The sequence below is a fragment of the Lysinibacillus sp. FSL K6-0232 genome (assembly GCF_038008325.1).
Classification (GTDB): domain Bacteria; phylum Bacillota; class Bacilli; order Bacillales_A; family Planococcaceae; genus Lysinibacillus.
The window spans coordinates 337686-357157 of the sequence record NZ_JBBOYW010000001.1 but is presented as its reverse complement, the minus strand read 5'-3'; the positions used below and the strand labels follow the sequence as shown (position 1 = coordinate 357157).

At 35.2% G+C, this 19472-nt stretch carries 20 protein-coding genes and 1 riboswitch; of the genes, 8 read left to right on the top strand and 12 right to left on the bottom strand.

Annotated elements, in window-relative coordinates:
* Positions 1-32 precede the first annotated feature (32 nt).
* The 4 genes from MHB42_RS01710 to MHB42_RS01695 all read left to right on the top strand — a co-directional run bounded on the left by MHB42_RS01710 (position 33) and on the right by MHB42_RS01695 (position 2505).
* Positions 33-941 carry a TetR/AcrR family transcriptional regulator gene (locus MHB42_RS01710; protein WP_340804027.1) on the top strand — a complete coding sequence of 303 codons (909 nt, stop codon included), beginning with the start codon at positions 33-35 and terminating at the stop codon, positions 939-941.
* Positions 942-1153: 212 nt separating this feature from the next.
* A complete protein-coding gene (locus MHB42_RS01705) occupies positions 1154-1402 on the top strand; it encodes a LapA family protein (protein WP_340804026.1) in 249 nt (82 codons plus the stop codon).
* Positions 1403-1527: 125 nt separating this feature from the next.
* Positions 1528-2067, top strand: a complete 540-nt coding sequence (locus MHB42_RS01700; protein ID WP_402896367.1) for a DUF1273 domain-containing protein — start codon at positions 1528-1530, stop codon at positions 2065-2067.
* A 123-nt stretch (positions 2068-2190) separates the two neighbouring features.
* A complete protein-coding gene (locus tag MHB42_RS01695) occupies positions 2191-2505 on the top strand; it encodes a hypothetical protein (RefSeq protein WP_340804024.1) in 315 nt (104 codons plus the stop codon).
* Positions 2506-2561: 56 nt separating this feature from the next.
* On the opposite strand, the gene MHB42_RS01690 is transcribed toward MHB42_RS01695, so the two are convergent.
* The 3 genes from MHB42_RS01690 to MHB42_RS01680 all read right to left on the bottom strand — a co-directional run bounded on the left by MHB42_RS01690 (position 2562) and on the right by MHB42_RS01680 (position 6266).
* Positions 2562-3956, bottom strand: coding sequence for an L-cystine transporter (locus MHB42_RS01690; protein ID WP_340804023.1), 1395 nt, complete (start codon positions 3954-3956; stop codon positions 2562-2564).
* 500 nt (positions 3957-4456) lie between these two features.
* Positions 4457-5407, bottom strand: coding sequence for a GGDEF domain-containing protein (locus tag MHB42_RS01685; protein ID WP_340804022.1), 951 nt, complete (start codon positions 5405-5407; stop codon positions 4457-4459).
* Positions 5385-6266, bottom strand: a complete 882-nt coding sequence (locus MHB42_RS01680) for an EAL domain-containing protein (RefSeq protein WP_402896344.1) — start codon at positions 6264-6266, stop codon at positions 5385-5387. The genes MHB42_RS01685 and MHB42_RS01680 overlap by 23 nt, the downstream gene beginning before the upstream one ends.
* Positions 6267-6642: 376 nt before the next feature.
* Between MHB42_RS01680 and MHB42_RS01675 the strand changes: the two genes are divergently transcribed.
* Both MHB42_RS01675 and MHB42_RS01670 read left to right on the top strand, forming a co-directional pair.
* A complete protein-coding gene (locus tag MHB42_RS01675; RefSeq protein WP_340804019.1) occupies positions 6643-7803 on the top strand; it encodes a PucR family transcriptional regulator in 1161 nt (386 codons plus the stop codon).
* 106 nt (positions 7804-7909) lie between these two features.
* Complete coding sequence (locus MHB42_RS01670) at positions 7910-8785, top strand: DMT family transporter (protein ID WP_340804018.1); 876 nt, start codon at positions 7910-7912, stop codon at positions 8783-8785.
* A 26-nt stretch (positions 8786-8811) separates the two neighbouring features.
* Here the strand turns inward: MHB42_RS01670 and MHB42_RS01665 are convergent, their stop codons facing one another.
* Positions 8812-9381, bottom strand: a complete 570-nt coding sequence (locus tag MHB42_RS01665) for a YitT family protein (protein ID WP_340804017.1) — start codon at positions 9379-9381, stop codon at positions 8812-8814.
* 157 nt (positions 9382-9538) lie between these two features.
* Here MHB42_RS01665 and MHB42_RS01660 point away from each other — a divergent pair, with 157 nt between their 5' ends.
* Positions 9539-9928, top strand: coding sequence for a DUF2252 family protein (locus tag MHB42_RS01660; RefSeq protein WP_340804016.1), 390 nt, complete (start codon positions 9539-9541; stop codon positions 9926-9928).
* Complete coding sequence (locus MHB42_RS01655) at positions 9913-10779, top strand: DUF2252 family protein (protein WP_340808504.1); 867 nt, start codon at positions 9913-9915, stop codon at positions 10777-10779. Before MHB42_RS01660 ends, MHB42_RS01655 begins: the two co-directional genes overlap by 16 nt.
* A 55-nt stretch (positions 10780-10834) precedes the next feature.
* Here the strand turns inward: MHB42_RS01655 and MHB42_RS01650 are convergent, their stop codons facing one another.
* The 8 genes from MHB42_RS01650 to MHB42_RS01615 form a co-directional block, all read right to left on the bottom strand.
* A complete protein-coding gene (locus MHB42_RS01650) occupies positions 10835-11356 on the bottom strand; it encodes a DUF2179 domain-containing protein (RefSeq protein ID WP_340804015.1) in 522 nt (173 codons plus the stop codon).
* Positions 11357-12296: 940 nt separating this feature from the next.
* Positions 12297-12863 (bottom strand): hypothetical protein, encoded by a 567-nt coding sequence (locus tag MHB42_RS01645; protein ID WP_340804013.1) that lies wholly within the window; start codon positions 12861-12863, stop codon positions 12297-12299.
* Positions 12864-13755: 892 nt separating this feature from the next.
* Positions 13756-15054: a nucleobase:cation symporter-2 family protein gene (locus MHB42_RS01640; protein WP_340804012.1), complete on the bottom strand. Its 1299-nt coding sequence runs from the start codon at positions 15052-15054 to the stop codon at positions 13756-13758.
* Positions 15054-15638, bottom strand: coding sequence for a xanthine phosphoribosyltransferase (locus MHB42_RS01635; RefSeq protein WP_340804011.1), 585 nt, complete (start codon positions 15636-15638; stop codon positions 15054-15056). The genes MHB42_RS01640 and MHB42_RS01635 overlap by 1 nt, the downstream gene beginning before the upstream one ends.
* A 135-nt stretch (positions 15639-15773) precedes the next feature.
* Positions 15774-15875: riboswitch (purine riboswitch) on the bottom strand.
* A 267-nt stretch (positions 15876-16142) separates the two neighbouring features.
* On the bottom strand, positions 16143-16664 hold the full coding sequence (locus tag MHB42_RS01630; protein ID WP_340804009.1) for a PepSY domain-containing protein: 522 nt from the start codon (positions 16662-16664) through the stop codon (positions 16143-16145).
* A gap of 90 nt (positions 16665-16754) precedes the next feature.
* On the bottom strand, positions 16755-17426 hold the full coding sequence (locus MHB42_RS01625) for a PepSY domain-containing protein (protein ID WP_340804008.1): 672 nt from the start codon (positions 17424-17426) through the stop codon (positions 16755-16757).
* Positions 17423-18718 carry a HAMP domain-containing sensor histidine kinase gene (locus tag MHB42_RS01620; protein WP_340804006.1) on the bottom strand — a complete coding sequence of 432 codons (1296 nt, stop codon included), beginning with the start codon at positions 18716-18718 and terminating at the stop codon, positions 17423-17425. Before MHB42_RS01620 ends, MHB42_RS01625 begins: the two co-directional genes overlap by 4 nt.
* Complete coding sequence (locus tag MHB42_RS01615) at positions 18708-19403, bottom strand: response regulator transcription factor (RefSeq protein ID WP_340804005.1); 696 nt, start codon at positions 19401-19403, stop codon at positions 18708-18710. The genes MHB42_RS01620 and MHB42_RS01615 overlap by 11 nt, the downstream gene beginning before the upstream one ends.
* Positions 19404-19472: the final 69 nt, after the last annotated feature.

Genomic DNA, 19472 nt, shown 5'->3' with positions numbered 1-19472 from the left:
TAAGAGTATAATACTTTAAAAAAGGTGAGGTTATGAATAAAAGAAAACGACAAATTATTACAGCAGCCCGTGAACTTTTTATAAAAAAAGGATTCGTTGATACATCCATTAATGACATTATTAGTGCTGCTAAAATTTCAAAGGGTACATTTTATAATCACTTTGCTTCTAAAAACGAATGCTTAATCGCCATTCTAGATGAGGGACGTGAAGAAGCAAGCAATCGTCGCCATGAACTGCTTTATGGAAAGGACCCAACGGATTTAGAGGTACTAACACAGCAAGTTGCGGTGCTTATGCATGTCAATAAAGAGCTAAATTTAGTACAAATTTTCGAATCTATCTTCCATTCACGTGATGCCGAGCTAAAAAAAATTATTATTAACTACCATTTACAAGAAGTAGAATGGCTTGCTAATCGCCTTGTACAAGTATTTGGAGAAGAGATTAGCCCTATTAGCTATGAATGTGCTGTGCAAACATTTGGCATGATTAACCTCACATTACGTGCAGTCTTTATTGCTGATTATAAATACATCAATCGAGAAGCCATTGTACGTGTAGCATTACGCAATATTAGCGTAATTATACCTACTATGCTGGAATCAAAAGAAATTCTGATTAGTGTGGAAATGATTAATACCATTCAAAATGTCGTGAACTATAAAAATGTGACAAAGGAAATGGTGATTGAGCAATTACAAGGCTTTACAAAAGGGCTATCAAGTACAGATACACCAGAGGGCTTAGAATATGCACAGTTTTTATTAGAGGAATTACAGCAAGAAAAACCAAAGCTCTTTATTGTTGAATCATTGCTTACACCTTTCCGTAAAGCTTTCGCAGGCACAGAGCATGTAGGTGAAGCACGCGATATCGCCAACAGCTTATGGCGCTATGTCAAAATTGAACAACCGGCTGAGCGTTCACAAAATAGATAATCAATAAAAGGCGTTAAGATGACTTCTCTAAGGTAATTGAGGTCATCTTTTTTATGGTTAATGTCAAATATTCTAGTGCAGAGAAAAGAGGTTTCCACAGGCTTTCTTTATACCTGTCATCATTTTTACTTATTTAGAGTAGTTAATATTGTCAGTTGTTCCTATTAAATTATATAATAATTAAAAACTTTCAAATAAAGAGGCAATGGCTGATGAAAAAAGAATGGAATTTAATATTAACTCTAGTTGTTGTTTTAATTATTGCGGCTTTTTCAGTAATCAACGTAGATCGTGTAACCGTTAATTATTTATTTGGAGAAGCAGAATGGCCATTAATCCTTGTTATTATTGGCTCTGTTTTATTGGGCGCATTACTAGGTGGATTAATTAGTATGCTTAAAGTTTATCAGCTTCAAAAGGCTTTAAAAAAGGCTCAAGCTGAAATAGACCGTCTATCTTAAATACACATTGAACAATAGCGATGTTATTTCCTATTTAACCTTATAAATCGTTTTCATCTGTCCCCTACTGTATACTATTAGTACAACTATACAGCTTAGGGGGCATTTTGTTGTTACAGCGAATTATGATTACTGGCTATCGACCACATGAACTTGGTATTTTTAATGATAAGCATCCGGGCATTGCCATTATTAAAAAAGCAGTAGAGGATCGCTTACGTGTATTATTAGATGAAGGACTTGAATGGGTGATTATCAGTGGACAGCAGGGCGTGGAAACATGGAGTGCTGAAGTAATATGGATGCTACAAAAGGAATTTCCTCACTTGAAATATTCGGTTATTACCCCTTTTTTAGAACAAGAGAAAAATTGGCAGGACCCTAAAAAGGAAAAATATCAAACAATACTTGCCCAAGCCGATTTTGTGACAAGCGTTACCAAAAGACCCTATGAAGCACCTTGGCAATTTATTGAGAAGGATAAATTTATTATTCAAAATACAGATGGACTACTGCTTATTTATGATGAGGAAAATGAAGGATCACCAAAATATATTAAGCGTTTGACTGAAAAATATATGGAAACACATGACTATACGCTTTTCATTATTAATGCCTATGATTTACAAATTGTAGCGGAGGAAATACAGCAGCAGGATTGGTAGAAAAATATTGCTATAATTTTCTGATAATTATATACTAGAACCATAAAAACTTTCGCGAAGTTTTAGTTTTCATCAATTGTTCTTAATGGATGCTACTAATAATTCGAAAGGAGTTGTTGTCATTTGAATAAACAAATTGAAATGATTTTTGAAGCGTCTCCAGTGAATGTCGCTCACGATACGTATCGCAGAGAGTGTAGATATACACGTGGTATTCATATTGAAGAACAAGAGTTTCTGGCTATTTTAAAGACAATGAGCCCTGATGCACGTTTATATTTTGACTTCCATAACCCACGTAAAGAAATTAAAAAAGGCACATATTTAAATGGACACTCCGGTTTAGCCTACAATATTTATCATTACTACAAGCAAAATTATCATATCGAGGTTGCCGAGTTAATTAATGGTCAAGATTTTTATGTAAAAATAATATAACCTACACAAAAAAGCCCCTTTAAAGTTTTTTACTTTAAAAGAGGCTTCTTTTTATGTTATAGGTCTGATACTTGCGCACCTAATTCTTTATTATTATACATAGCTGTATCCAATTCTTTTGTTACACGTGCTGTTGTCACACCAGCAGTCATTGAACCACTAACATTTAAAGCTGTACGCCCCATATCGATTAAAGGCTCCACAGAGATTAATACACCCGCAAGCGCAACTGGTAAATCAAGCGCTGATAATACTAGAATTGCTGCAAATGTCGCACCACCACCAACACCTGCTACACCAAACGAGCTAATCGCTACTACTGCAATAACCGTAATAAGAAAGACGGGATCAAGCGGATTAATGCCAACAGTTGGTGCAATCATAATGGCTAGCATAGCAGGATAGACGCCTGCACAGCCATTTTGACCAATAGATAAGCCGAAGGAAGCAGAGAAGTTTGCAATACCTTCAGATACCCCAAGACGTCCTGTTTGCGTTTGAATATTCATAGGCAATGTGCCCGCACTTGAACGTGATGTAAAAGCAAATAACAATGTTTCTGCAGATTTTTTTACATACGTAATTGGGTTTAAGCCACTAAATGTCAAAATTAATAAATGTACAATAAATACAATAATTAATGCTACATAGGACGCAATGACAAATTTACCTAAGTTATAAATAGCACTAAAATCAGATGTTGCCACAGTACGAGCCATAATCGCTAAAATACCGTATGGTGTTAAACGTAAAATAATTGTTACAACACCCATGACAAGCGCATAAATAGCATCCAAGCCTTTTTTAATAGTAGCTGCTGTCCCCTCATCCTTACGTGCCACACGTAAATAAGCAAAACCAAGGAATGCTGAGAAAATTACAACCGCAATCGTTGAAGTAGAACGAGCACCCGTTAAATCAAGGAACGGATTTGCTGGGAATAACTCAATAATTTGTGTTGGTAAATCTGGTGCTGCTAAGCCTGTTGCTCTTTCCTCAATATATTGACCACGTGCAGCTTCTGCATCCCCCTGCAAAATTTGCGTTGCATCTAAATCAAATACAGTTGCTGAAAAAATACCTACCGCTGCTGAAACAGCCGTTGTACCAATTAAAATCGCTAAAATAAGTGCCGCCATTTTCCCAAAGTTTTTGCCAATCTTCATTTTTGTAAAGGCAATTAAAATAGAGATAAATACCAATGGCATAGCAATCATTTGTAGTAATTTTACATAACCTGTACCGATAATATTGTACCAAGATGTTGTTTTCGTCAGTACCTCCGAATCAATACCATAGATAAAGTGAAGCCCTAGCCCAAGTACAATCCCTAAGCCTAGACCTGCAAAAACACGATTAGAAAATTTAACGTGCTTTTTGTTCATAACATATAAAATTCCAACGAACACAAGCAACACTGCTACGTTCAGAATGATTTGTAAGTTTGACACTGAAAGTCCCCCTAAGATGTTTTATCATAACGTATTCGAATTATATACCCTTAATTCCTATAATTCAAGTATGTTTTATTGAGATTAATAAATTTCTAAAATAAAACGCTTCCTTGCCTATGAGTATACCCGGAAAATTCAGTAACAATCACCCTATTGTAAAGAATTAGTTTTAGAGAAAATCATCTAAATATCCTTTTGAATGTATAGATAGTTTAATCACTAACACTGCAATTGGTGACAAATTATAAACTGCCCCTAGATTTTTTAATAATCTAGGGGCAGTTTATAGACATCCATTTTAAGCTTTATTTCTAGTCACAAACCTCATTTTAAAATCCTTAATTATGGTAAAAATTCAATTATTATAATAAATATAATATTCAACGATCGATATTTCTTCATAGGAGCTGCTCAAGCTATTCTATATAATCCAAATTGCTATAAAGCCATTTTGTTGACAAATTAAAAGTATTTCTTAAGGTCATACGTAGTTTTCTTTAATGCACGAAGTAGGTTTGTTGTTTATTAATTAAATAACAGCTACCTGTTATTTTTTTACACTGTTTTTTTACGTGTGTTACTACATTCGACAATTGTTCAACCGTGTCAAAGCATTGATATTCATTCGTAATAACAGCAATCGATAAAGAAGTGCATGTTAAAGGCTGTAGCTCCCCTGCTCTATTGGCTACCTGCACATATGTTAAATCCTCTAAATGATAAAAGCTTGAAATATTGGCATCAAAGTCAGCTATAATGTTTTGGCAAATTTTCTCTATATTATGATGCGGAAGAATAGCAACAAAATCATCGCCACCAATATGCCCTAAAAAATCTTCAGCATCGCATATATGCCTTTTTAAAATATCTGTTAAATACAATAAAATCTTATCACCCTTATTAAAACCGTATGTGTCATTGTATGATTTAAAATGATCTAAATCAAAGTATATTAAACTATATTCTGATAACTGTAATGCTTCCTCTAGCTTTTCATCGATTAATTTATTGCCTGGAAGACTGCTTAAAGGATTTAAGAAGCTTGCGATCGTTACCTGTATATCTACTAGCCTTAATAGTAATTCTCGAATACTAACTATTCCATTATATAAGCCATTTTTGGTGACAATAATATCATCATATAAATCTTCTGGAGGCCTAGACATTGCGAGCGTGCTAACTTCTGTAATAAGCATATTACGATCTACTATTAAAAAGTTTTCTTTAATAACAAGCTTGTTTTGCCGTTCCATAAATAAATTATAGCCATAGCGAGTGCCTATTTTTTGATAGAAATGTGTACGTGTAATATATCCAATTGGTTTTTCATCACGAACGACTACTACACTACGCAATGAAGGATTGCTTGTAAAAAGTTTGTCCACTTCTTTATTTTTCATAAATTCGTTTATACATGGACCTTTTTCAATGACTTCTCCTATCTTCATAGTCACCCATCCTTATTCTCCCTAATTGTATTTCCTCCGCAGGCTTTCCTATCATATAACCCTGTGCATAGTGGATACCTATACGGGATAAATATTCAAGTTCTTCATATCGTTCAATTCCTTCAGCAATAATTTTAGTGTTCGCCTGCTCCGCATATTCCATCAACAGGGTAACAAGCTGCTGTTGCTCCCTATTTTTATCAATAAACTGAATTAACGAACGATCCAGCTTAATAAATTCTGGCTTTAAATAAATAAGCGTTTTTAAGCTATTATAGCCTGAGCCTACATCATCTACAGCAATACGATAGCCTTGAGAGCGGTAATGAGATAACACACGTTCAAATTCCACAAAATCTACTACAGCACTACGCTCAGTTAATTCGAAAACTACTTGCTGAGGTTTAATACCAAGTTCTTTTAATAATTGTAATGTTTCCCCACTGTGATATTTTTTATCTATCAATACATTCGGATGGATATTAAGAAACACTAAAAAGCTTCTGTCCATCTTCTTTTCAGATAACCGCTCCTTGAAACGTTGTAAGGAAAGATTTCTACAAAAGCACTCAAATAGAAATACGCAATTTGTTTGTCCTACAAACTCATAAAATTTATCCACGCTAGAAAATAATTGTGAAGGTGTGGGACGATTTAATGCTTCAAATCCTATCGTTTGCTTTGCTTGTAAATCTACAATAGGCTGAAAGTATGTCTGCAAATCATTATGTTGAATAATTTGCTTTAATGCTTTTAAACGTTTTATATATAATGTGTTATGTCGATATTTTTCATATAAATATTTCAATAGGGAAACTATATTACTAGTTTTTATCCTATACCTTATAGCAGACTCCATTTTTGCACCTCTCCAATTAGTTATTATGGTTCATTGTACGCTTTCATTGTAAACAGACTGTGAATCAAGTGTAAAAAAGAAGTCTTCAGCACTATTTCTTACCTTACTTTTTCATAAATCCCTTTCAGGAAACATGCTTTTTATACTATTTCATTAGTATTAATAAAAAGTCTACTTATGTGGGACTGTCCGTTAAACAAGCAAATTTTTTATTTAGCATAGCTCATAATACTATTGGTCTTTTACTCATCAGTCCTTTTATAATAGGGAATAGCAGTTTATCTTAGTTCAGCAAATTCTTTTTGTATCGAAAGCATTAGCGACAGGTACAATTACGCTGAGGCGTAATTGATTACAGGAAAGGCTTGGTTTCATTATGAATGTAGAAAATTTTTTACAACTCCCCATTACAAAAAATTTTACTGTTGTTGCAGGTCACAATGGGTTACATAGAGCTGTTCACAATGTAGAAATTTTAGACTTTGAATTTTCACCAGATATTGACCCTGTACGAGAAACGATTTTCACACCAAATAGCGTTGTGCTAAGCAGCTTGCTATTCGCTAAGCAACAGCCTGACTATTTATTGAATGCTGTTAAAAATTTGGTGGAGCTTGGGGCGAGTGCCCTAGCCTATAAGCCTGTTATTTTTCAGCATTTGCCTGACGAGGTTTTAGCCTATGCAGAGGAGCAAAATTTCCCGATATTAAAATTTGGTGGAGATGAGTTTTTTGAGAAAATTATTTTAGAAACGATGGCCTATGCTAAAACACAGGATTATTCGTTCTTTTTAGAAACTATATTACGAAGGCTAATCGAAGAGGATATTACACAAGAGCAAGTTCAATCTATTTTACAGCAACTTAATAAACCCTTTGAAAAATATGTATTTGTAGCAAATTTACGAGCAGATACCTTATCTCACCCTAGCTGGATGCAACCCTTTTTCTCGTTAGAGTCACTCTTAAAATCAGGTCTGGTATGTACCTATAAACAGAGCATTTTTATTATTATGACGCACTCATCCCAGCAGTTTCAATTTGACAAGGTTTTACATGAATGGTTAGCATTATACGCCATCCCTACGGATACAATCACTTTCGGCTATAGTAGCTGTTATAATAGCCAAACTGGATTTCCTGTCGCTTTACGGGAAGCCTTTTTTGCTAGTATTCTAGCTAAAATTGATATGCTACCAAGCTATCATTATAAAAGCCTTGCATCTGATCGTTTATTTATTGAGCTTTATCGAAAAGAGCCAGCATTTGCAATGGAATATGTTACAGAGTTTTTAGACCCTTTACTGAATCATAAGGCAGACCCAGATTTAATGGAAACAGCTATCAACTATATTATTAAAAAGGGAAATATTAAGGAAGTAGCTGTAGCACAATTTTGCCATCCCAATACAATTCGCTATCGCATGACAAAAATACGTCAGCTAGTGGCACCTATAGATAATGATCATGTTTTTTATGAACGCCTTTCCGCAGCCGTTAAATTGTACTTATTACATAGCCTATTAAATGTTGAGTAATTGCTTTGGAATAAGTACAAAAAAACGCCTGAATATTTAGAAATAAAATTAAATTATTTCCCTCTTTCTTATGCTATTCTAGTGAAGTTAGGAGGAAAGAAGAAAAATGAAAACCTATATAGCTGATGGTATGCTGCTGATTACTGCAATCGTTTGGGGTAGTGGATTTGTCGTAACAGCCATTGCCTTAGAATATTTCACAGCCTATCAATTGATGGCTGCTCGCTTTGCTTTAGCAACACTGATTTTAATTTTATTATTCGGTAAAAGATTAAAAAAAGCTTCGAAATCAGTTATTTGGAAAGGTGCGATATTAGGCGCAATTTTATATACAGCATTCGCGCTACAAACCGTTGGACTCGAATATACAACACCATCAAAAAATGCCTTTCTAACCGCTGTGAATGTTATTATTGTGCCGCTAATTGCGCTTGCGGTGTATAAACGCCGTATTGATGGCTATGAGATTATCGGTGCTTTTATGGCAATTTTCGGAATTGGACTTTTATCGCTTGAAGGCTCATTGACAATCAATATAGGCGACCTGTTATCATTGGCCTGTGCTGTTGGCTTTGCCTTTGATATTTTCTATACAAATCTCTTTGTAAAAAAAGAGGACCCTATTACATTAACCATTATCCAATTTATATCCGCTTCGATCATAGGGATAATCATTGTGATTGGACAAGGGGATATACCAACAAGCATCGAAAAAGAAGGTATGCTATCCATTGTATATTTAGCGATTTTCTCAACAGTCATTGCTTATTTATGTCAAAATATAGCCTATAAACATACATCCGCTACAAAGGGTGCTATTATCTTATCAATGGAATCATTCTTCGGCATGGCATTTTCCGTGCTCTTTTTACATGAGCTATTAACAGGACGTATGATTGCAGGTGCAGCGCTTATTTTACTTGCGATACTCCTTGCAGAAGTAAAGCCTGCACACCCGAAAAAGAAGCTGATGAAAATATAGTTTCAGTGTATACTGGAGCTATTTTTTTATATGCGGCTTGTCATCATACTTGTTGTAAGCCCTACAACTAACACCGTAATAATTGATAACAAAAACGTTGTTGAGGATAAAAGAAGTCCACCAATTACAATAACAATGGAATCAATAAAAAAGATAAGAACACCTACATTGATGCCTGTTTTGTCACAGATAAATTGAGCAATTAAATCTGTCCCACCAGTGCTTGTCTGAAATCGAAGCATTAAGCCAATACCAAAGCCTACGAGAATACCTCCACATATGGCACTATAAAGAGCATCTATTTGTACAATATTCCTTACTGGCTTTAGCAAATCAATAATAAAGGAAGAAGTAATTAAGCCATGCACACTATTGTAAAAATAGGCTCTATATTTAAACCAAGCAATAATAAAAATTGGAATACTAATGAGAATAATCATTAAACCAATTTTTAGCTTATATAAATAATGTAAAATAAGCGCTAGTCCCACAACACCCCCATCTAAAATTTCATGGGGTGTTAAAAACACATTAATGCCTAATGATAAAGCAATACTTCCTATTATAATAACAAGGCTTTTGGTCAAAAAATACATATTACCCCCCTCTGCAACTAAGCATGTCTTATAGTATGAAAGCAAATTATTGAACATGTTATAAAATCGCATAAGATACATAGACATTTTTTGAATGGTTTTGAAACCTATTGCTATATCTTCCGTATATACTTAAAAACAAAGGGAGCTGATAAAAATGGGACATGCTTTATTAGAGCAAGTTAAACAAACAAGGGTACATTTAAGAGAACAGCTATTAGCAACGATTTTTGAGGAATTTGATGGTCAACGTATGAGTTTAACAGAGGCTCAACGCTTGGAGAAATATCGAAAAATGCTGGAAAGTCCATTTCGTTTTTTCCGTGGTAGTGCATACTTATTTTATTTTGATGTGACAAAGATTGCTTCTATCTTCCACACACCTGATATAAAACCAACTTGGATTCAGGGCGATATGCATATGGACAACTTTGGCGCTTTTCAAAATGAAACAGGCAATATTGTATTTGATGTGAATGATTTTGATGAGGGCTATGTTGGCTCCTACATAACGCAGCCCAGGAAACAGCGATTCAAAGCTTTCTGAGCAGCTACCTTCAGCAGCTGAAACGTTTTCAGCGTCAGCAGGATGACCCAATGACAATGCTCTTTACAAAGGATAATACAAAGGGGCCTATTAAAAAGATGCTGAAAAAGCTGGAGAAACGCCAAAGCACTCAATTTGTGCAAGATATTACACAAATTAACGAGGATGGCAAGCATGTTTTTCAATGGAAGGAGGAAATACAGCCTGTTTCAGCAGAGGAATATGAAGCGATTTCAAATGCTTTAACCAACTATACAATTAAGGACATCGCCATTAAATATGGCTCTGGCACCGCCTCCATTGGTTTAAAACGCTACTATATTTTAGTAGAGGGTGATATTGTGCTAGAAATGAAGGAGGTTCGCACAGCTATTCCAGCTTACTTCCTACCATATCACGAGGATTTTTGGAATATATATAGTCATCAAGGTGCACGTGTTGTCGGTACACAAAAGGCTATGCACCATTTAGAAGATCCTCACCTTGCCTATGTAACACTGGATGGGCAAGAATTTTATATTCGTGAACGTTCACCATTTAAGAAAAAGGTAAAGCCAAAAAACTACAAAAGCTTAGAGGATTACTATACAACAACTGCAATTATGGGACAAATTGCTGCCAAAATCCATGCCAGAGCCGATATCGACTACTCACATGTGTTCACATATCATAGTGAAGATGAAATTTTAAAAGCTATTGGTAAAAACCATACAATTTTTATAGAGCATATTCTATTACAGGCTATGCACTACAAGCAAGTTGTCTATACAGACTTTGAGTTATTTAAAAACTGGGTCGAAGCTAATGCGTCAATTAATGCAGAGGAGTATTCACCCAATTCCTTAAGCTAGTCGCTCAATAACAAAGGAAAAGGGAGTCTAGATGTAGCGACTCCCTTTCTGCTAGTTATTTTTGTCTTGCCTTCATACGAGCAACTAAGAAGCCACCTTTAAATGATTTAGGCTCATAGGAAATAATAAAGGCATTCGGCTCAAATTGTTCGACGATTTGAAAAAGCTCCGCTTCACGATTTCGTTTAGTAAGGATTTCGTATTTATAGCGATTACTATCTCGCCCCTCACCAACATAGATTGTAACGGCAAACCCCTCACTACGTAGAAATTGTACAAGTTCTTCATTTTTATTTTGCGTATTAATGGTTGCATAGACATAGCCGATTGCTAGCTTACGTTCGATTTTAGCTCCTAAAAATATACCTAATCCAAAGCCAAATGCGTAAACAACCATCGCAAGCATACTTTGCTTTCCACTAAAAACAAGCGAAAGGCCAAATACATACACCAACATCTCCAGCATACCAAATATCGCAGCAAGGAAGGTGATGTTCTTTACCAAAAAGATGGTACGTAATGTTAAAAAAGGTACATAAACTAGCTGAAGAATTAAAATTAAAATTATACTTTGCATTGGCATAAGACCTTTCTAAAAGTAATGATTGTCTCAATTAGGCATGTTGATTAGCCTGTATTTTTATGTTCATTTCCGTTGTGGGAGACGCTTTTCGCAGGTGCAGGCTCCAATGAACAAGAATAGACTATCAAATAAAGCATTTTCTTGCAAACCCCACCTTTTCACAACTAGTATTTGTATCATTCACACATCTAGGTTTCAATGTATACAAGCTTCAATGATTTTATTCCATTCTCTTGTTACTAAACAATTAAAACGCTAAATTCCTTATTCCCCCTATCAATAATACAATTTATAACTAGGCGTGTTGATTAACCTTTATTTTAAAGAGGATACGAAAACCTTGTTCATTTCAGTTGCGGGCGCAGGCTCCAACTCATTTTTTCAGCGAGGGCTGAAAAAAATGGATGTTCCGTCTATGCTATTTTGCCTGAGTCGCTCCCTCCACTTCAGTGTTTACTTGCAACACACGCCTTTTTACAACCAATAGTGGTATCATCAACACGTCTGATTTGTAGCGTATCTATTTATTTCACATCCTCCCCCTTGTCTTTCTTATCGCATATATTTCTATATACACTAAAGCAATACCTTTATTTTTAGTTCATCCCGCAGCATTATATTTAGAATTTTCTACGTAAAAATACCACCTCCTTAATTATTAGGAGATGGTATAATTTTTCTTTGAATTTCCCATATAATAGGTCTTTCTATTTAGAAGCCTCAGCAGTTCCATCTTTAAAAATATATTGGGCAAATAATAATATGGTTATTCTATCCTATTAAAATAAACGAGCTTTCACTTTAAGATTTACTTTCATAGATTTAGCTCAAGCTATCAATTTAAGCGTCTCATATAGTTACTGAAACTATATAATTATATTAAAATAATAAATAATCATATTGGCTCATTTAGAATTTTTCATTCTTAATAGCTTTATGGTCTTTTACACGCAAAATTATATCCACCAATTTTTTGAGCTGCCATGGCATCAGTTGTTCCATCTAAACCAGCATTATCTCTTGAGTCAATTACTGGGTTCCCCCCCTGAGCAAAGCATTTATTCATATAATTCATTTTTTCTTTATGTGTAAGATATCGATCCCAGAAAAAATATCCAACAATAGAAACAAAACCAATTCCTACAAGCCATGCGACTACACCATATTTTGTAAGTTCCCCTTCTTCATCTTCTTTGTAGATTACATCACCATCATAATTCTCCATGTCTATTCCTAATTCTAAAAATTTAGTATTAACCTCTTCAGAAGTTAAGGTTTCTAAATATTCGTAGTAATTTATTTCTTCATTTGTAAAATTATACTTTTCTTGAGCGATTTTATCATCAAATTCTAATTTTTTTGTGTTAAAATTATACAATATTAGTTCTGTTAGAGCTTCTCCTTTACTATTTAGTTCACTAGCATGTGCAAAGTTTGGTAAAGCTGTAGAGATAATCAAAGTGAATATCAAACTACAAATAAAAATATTAACTTTTTTCATTGAACATTCATCTCTTTTAGTTTTTAACCCAATATAATACATATAAGTATAATAAAGGGTTTAATTTATTATACATAAATTCCAAATAAATGTATAGTATATATAAACCTAAATTATTTACTAATTCCTTTAACATTTCTTAAAAAACTGTTAAATTTGATTTTGATAGAGATCTCTTATAAAAAGATGAATCTTATAGCAACATTTATGAATCAGCTTGGATGTCGGTAAATAATTCGGTATAAAGTTGAAAGCGAGGTGTTTTATTTGTATTTCTCAAATATTCAAATTTTAATGCTTGTATTTGCTTTTATTATTGGAGTTCTGGGAGCTATAAAAATGTATCAAATTAAAAAAGAATATTTAGTGAGGCAGAAAGAATTAGAGGTAGAATCTGAAAAAATTGAATTGGAGAGGCTAAAAATAACAGCTACACCTGAGGAAATTTCCAAATAATCTATTTTATTTTTAGGTATTGTTATGCTATTAAACCTTCCATATAGAAACATACTAACATTAGTAGTACAAACCAATGCCATGGTTTGTGCTACTATTTTTTTATAGTAGAAGTGAAGAAAAGCCGACCAGCCTCTGGGACCAATTAGGAGGCCATATATAAAACTGGCTAACTTCACACCCTTATAGGAATCAGTTTAGTATGTTGGGTCCTAAGAGATCGTGTATAAAAAAGTGGAAACGATAAGGTACTGTGAAGACTGCTATGATTGGTAAGAAGGAGGCTGGGACAAAAGGAAAAATGTTAGACCATTTCCAAGTTTAGTCTAACATTTTTTTGCGTTATTAGAACGCATATACTTTAATAAATCACAAAAATAACATTCATTTTTTTACTTTTTCTCAATAAAATGAGTTATGTCCTAGCCTCTATTTTTTAAGCTTCCCCATGCATCGGGTCTTTTTTATGCTTAGGCCCAATCATGTTGAATAAAATATTTAGGATAATCGCTGTGACTGAACCACAAACAATACCGTTAGATGTTAAAATAGACACTTTTTCTGGTAGTGCATCAAAAATGCCAGGAACAACGGATACACCGACACCTAAACTTACTGCAATCGCTGCAATCATCGCGTTTTCTGCTGATTCGTTCATAACTGGTACAAGCATGCCCATACCTTGTGTAATGACCATGCCAAACATCGCAAGCATCGCCGCACCTAGTACGGATGTTGGAATAATTGTTGTTAACGCTGCGATTTTTGGTAGGAAGCCAAGTGCTACTAGTAATCCACCTGTAATGTAAATGACTTTACGATCTTTAACACCTGACATACGTGTAAGTCCCACGTTTTGTGAGAATGTTGTATATGGAAAGGCATTGAAAATACCACCAATTACAGAAGCAAGACCCTCTGAACGATAGCCACGTGCTAAATCTTTAGAGTCTAATTTTTTATTACAAATATCACTTAATGCAAAATAAACACCTGATGATTCCACTAGAGATACCATTGCTACAAGCGTCATTGTTAAAATAGCTGTTACATCAAATGTTGGCATACCGAAGTAGAATGGCTGTACCATATGGAAGACGTCTGCCTCTGCTACTGGATTAAAATCAACTTTGCCCATAACTGCACCTAAAATTGTACCAGCCACTAAGCCGATAAGGATAGAAACAGCACGGACAAATCCTGTAGAAAAGCGATAGACAACTAAAATAATGACTAATGTAATAAATGCTAGGGCGATATTAGAGCCTGATGCAAAATCCTCTGCACCTTGCCCCCCTGCCATATTATTTAAAGCTACTGGCAATAAGGAAATACCAATAATGGAAACGACTGACCCTGTTACAACTGGTGGGAAAAATTTCACAAGCTTTCCAAAGAAGCCTGCAATAATCATAACAATTACCCCTGAAGCAATTATGGAACCATAAATATCCGTAATACCTTGCTCAGGATTTGTACCAATTGCGATAATTGGACTCACTGCTGTAAATGTACAGCCTAGCACTACTGGCAAACCAATACCAATAAATTTCCCTGAATAAACTTGTAACAGTGTTGCAACACCACACATCATAATATCAATTGCCACTAAGTAAGTCATTTGCGCTGCATCAAAGCCAATCGCTCCACCAATAATTAATGGTACTAAAATGGCGCCAGCATACATGGCAAGCAAATGTTGAATCGCTAGCGTTGTGGATTTAAAGGTATTCATTACGCACGGGCCTCCGTAGCGAATGTCACTTTACCATCTTCAAGAGAATTTATAATGGCCAATGACTCTACACGCACACCTTGCTCACGCAATAATTTACCACCATCTTGGAAGCCCTTTTCAATCACAATTCCAACACCAACAACATGAGCGCCAGCTTGTGCAGCAATATCCAATAAACCTTTTACCGCTTCTCCATTTGCTAAGAAATCATCAATAATTAAAACATTGTCATCTTCATTTAAGAAATTACGAGATACTGAAATATCATTTGTTTCATTTTTTGTGAATGAATGTACCTTTGATGAAAAAAGATTATCTGATAATGTTAAAGATTTACGCTTACGTGCAAATACAACAGGTGCTCCGATCTCTAAGCCAAGCATAACAGATGGCGCAATTCCTGAAGATTCGATTGTTAAAACCTTTGTAATGACTTGATCAGAAAAACGATTTGCAAACTCATGACCGATTTCCTTCATTAGCATTGGGTCAATTTGGTGGTTTAAAAATGAATCAACCTTTAATACGGATGAGGATAATACTTTACCCTCTTGCATAATTTTGTCGTGTAGTAATTTCATAATTTGTTATGTCCTTCTTTCCTTCAAATTAATAAAAAACGCTGAATACTTAGTTCCATTCAGCTACGAGTGGAGCAAAGCATTCAGCGTCAAAACGTCGAAACGAATAGAAAACATCAGCTATCTGTGAAGTTCTCTAAACACATTGCTACCCATAGTCGATTTATTTACGGTAAATCGGTAGAAACTCGCGAGCCTTATTCTCGCTATTATATGAGTGAATTTGTATAAAAAATGAGAATGGCCAATTTCTGATATAATCTTTTATCTTCTATGAAAAAGAGTTTGATTTTTCGGAATTTAATGGCATTCTACAACTTTTGAATTGTAAACGTTCGTGTTTTCAATCAACGTACTGATTATAGCAGACTCTTTTCTAGCTTGCTAGTATTATTTTGATAAATAGAAAGGTATGTTCATAATGACGGCATTTTTGTGAAATAACAACAAAAACAAAGGGCTATTAGAAAAGACAAATGCCTTCCCAACAGCCCACTTTCTATATTAATCGTCAATATCTTGCTCAAAATCTATAATTTTTCCTGTAATTGCATCCACGTCTACATCATATTCATATTGACCATCTCTAAATTCAATTTCATAAATACCATCATCATCTAGCTCAATTTTTGTTACTGTACCTTTTGCTTTTGTTTGTGCAGCTTTAATCGCCTGCTCTTGTGTAATTGTTTTGGTAGATGCTGGGAGAGTATCGTGATCATCCCAGTCATCGTGATCATCATCATCTCGGCGCTCTTTTTTCTGTTTTAATAGTTCTCCACTATAGGCATCAAATTTCAAGTCATGCTCTTCTGTATCAGTGTGCACCTCTACCTCATAAATAGAACGATCAAGCTCAATATCTGTTACCGCCCCATCAACTACTGCTAAAGCCTTTTTCTCTATTTCCTGCATAGATAATACCTTTTTTTCCTCTGCGTTACCTGATAATAATGTTGTAGACCCAATAGCCGCTCCAATACCAAGGGTAGCCACTAATGCTGGAATTACAATTATTTTTTTCATGTCCATCTCTCCTTTGTTTTATCTATTCTTAGCTTAGCAAGCAAAGATGATAAGACTATAAGAGAAACATTAGAATTTCATGAGAATGGCTCATTGGTCGTCATCCCATGTAATTGACATAACCTTCCCTGAGATTGCATGAATTTGAAAAGTAGCTTCATCATTCTCTGTTTCAATCTCGATTAAATAGTAACCACCGTCTGCTGTTTCTTCAAAATCAACCGAATCCACTTCCCCATTTAATTGCTGCTGTGCGATTTGAATGGCTTGCTGTTGTGAAATAATATGTTCTGCTACAGGCTGCTTAGATGGTTCTATAGCTCGTTCTGCTACAATTTCACCTGAATAGGCATCCACTGTTAATTCCTTTTGCTTGTCCTCTTGTTCAACACGTACTGTATATATATTATCTGTTAATATAATGCTTTCTACATCGCTATATTCTTTTTTCACTAGCTGCCTTATTTCATTTTCTGTTAGCAACAATGGCCGTTGCGCTTCTTTCATGCTTAAATCTATTACTTGCTGTGTTATGGCATCAAACGTCACTGCGTATATTACTTGCTCTCGTGTCAACAGCATTTTATAAGTATCCCCTTGCTTTTCCACATCTGTTACTTGTGCATGGTAAATTGTTTCGATATGCCCAACAGCCTCAGCTTCACTCAGTGGTTCATTATGAAAATAACGATATTGAATAAGCCAAATAATTCCGCCACCCAAAAGAATAATAACAGCAATTATCAAAAGCCATTTTTTCATTGCTGTCCCTCCTTTGGTATACATAGGGTAAAGCTTGAGCCTTCTCCTAGTGTACTTTTTACATCTATTGTAATACCTAGCTGCTCTGCAAGCTCATAAGCAATCGCAAGCCCCAATCCTGAGCCACCCGTCTTACGATTACGATCTTCTGCTACTCGATAAAAACGCTCAAATAAATGCGGGATATGCTCTGCTGGAATACCAGCACCAAAATCCTGAATCGTAATATAGACGTGGTCAGTCGTTTCCTTAGCCAAAATACGAACTTCATCCTCACTATATTTCCGTGCATTATCCAGTAAGATAAATAGTAGTTGCTTTAATATTTTTTCATCACTATCAATAAATTTTGGAATATGTGTATCGACTACAAATGTTCGATGATAAGCCTGCTGCATTTGTATAGCTACTTTATTTAAAAATGGTGCAAGCTCAATCCTTGTAATATCAACATCTAAATGCTCACTATTTTTAGCTAGCTCTAACAATTGCAGCACCATTTCATGCATACGAGCGGATTCATTCACAATCGCTTGTAAGGATTCCTGTGCAACCTCCCGATTGTCAAAACCTCTTCTTAGCAGTAATTTTGCATAGCTTTCAATAACCGTTATGGGTGTCTTTAATTCATGAGAGGCATTTGATACGAAGTCTTGTTGTTTTTGATAGTGCTGCTCAAGCTTCTCCATCATCATATTGAAGGTACGGTTAATATTCGTTAATTCATCACCGCCTTTAGCTGGAATGTCCATTTTTTCATATTTTCCTGTCATTGCACTTTTACGCATTGTAGTATTTAAACGCTCTAATGGTAATAAAATCAGTCGCCCAAGCATTAAGCTTGCTAAAAAAATTGGCATCGCTGCAATAACGGATACAACGACCAATATTACCTTTAATAACTCCAATGTGCTTGCTACTGCTTCCATAGATTGTTGCAATGTTATCGCCACAACTGTACCATCAACCCAAATAGCTGGCATTGTGTAGGTGATGGAAGGAGCATCAGGCATTTCGAGTGTAGCCTGAACCTTTGTTTTTAAACGCTCTCCCTCATAAATATAAACAGCACCATCTGTTGGCATATAGGCTCGTAATACTTGCTGTAGATTTGTTTCGGCATTTAGTTGACTTAATGTGGAGCTTAGCTCATTTGCACGCGCTTGGAGCTGCTGATATTCTGTTTGATAGGCAAATTTCTCATATAAAAAATAAATGCCACTATTCGTTGCTATTAAAATAACAAGCATTAGCAATGTTGTGAGCAGATGAATCTTTGTTTTAAGTTTCATGACTTTGTTCCTTTAGCACATACCCAACACCACGAACAGTTTGAATAAGCGGTGTTACATTTGCTGCCTCAAGCTTTTGACGAACATAACGAATATAAACATCCACAACATTTGTATCTCCGTAATAATCGTAGCCCCAAACAGCCTCTAGTAGTTGCTCCCTCGTCAGCACCTGCCTTGGATGTTTTAGTAAATGTAGCAATAAATCATACTCACGAGGGGTTAGTTGAATTTCCTTACTATAATAAAACACCTCTCTTGTTTGTACATTGATAGTTAGCTTGCCAAATGTAAGAGCGTCTTGCTTAGGACGAGCGTTTTGGGAAAAGCGTAAAGCATTGCGAATACGAGCAAGTAATTCCTCAATTTCAAAAGGCTTTGTTACATAATCATTTGCTCCTAAATCCAAGCCCTTTACCTTATCCTCTACCTCACTTTTAGCAGTTAGCATAATAACAGGTGTCTGTGATTCTGTTGCACGAATACGTTTTAGTACATCAATCCCACTCATTTCAGGCAGCATAATATCTAGTAAGATTAAATCCCACTGCTGCTCACGGTATAGCAGCAATCCTTCTGTCCCTGTATGTGCCATTTCTGCCTCATAGCCTTCAAATTGAAGCTCAAGCTGTAGCACTCTCGCAATATTTTCTTCATCCTCTATAATTAAAATTCGATGGGTCATGTCGAATCAGTCCTTCTTCTTTTCTTTCATCGTAAACGATGCAAGAGGTCAAAGTCTAATTAAAAAATG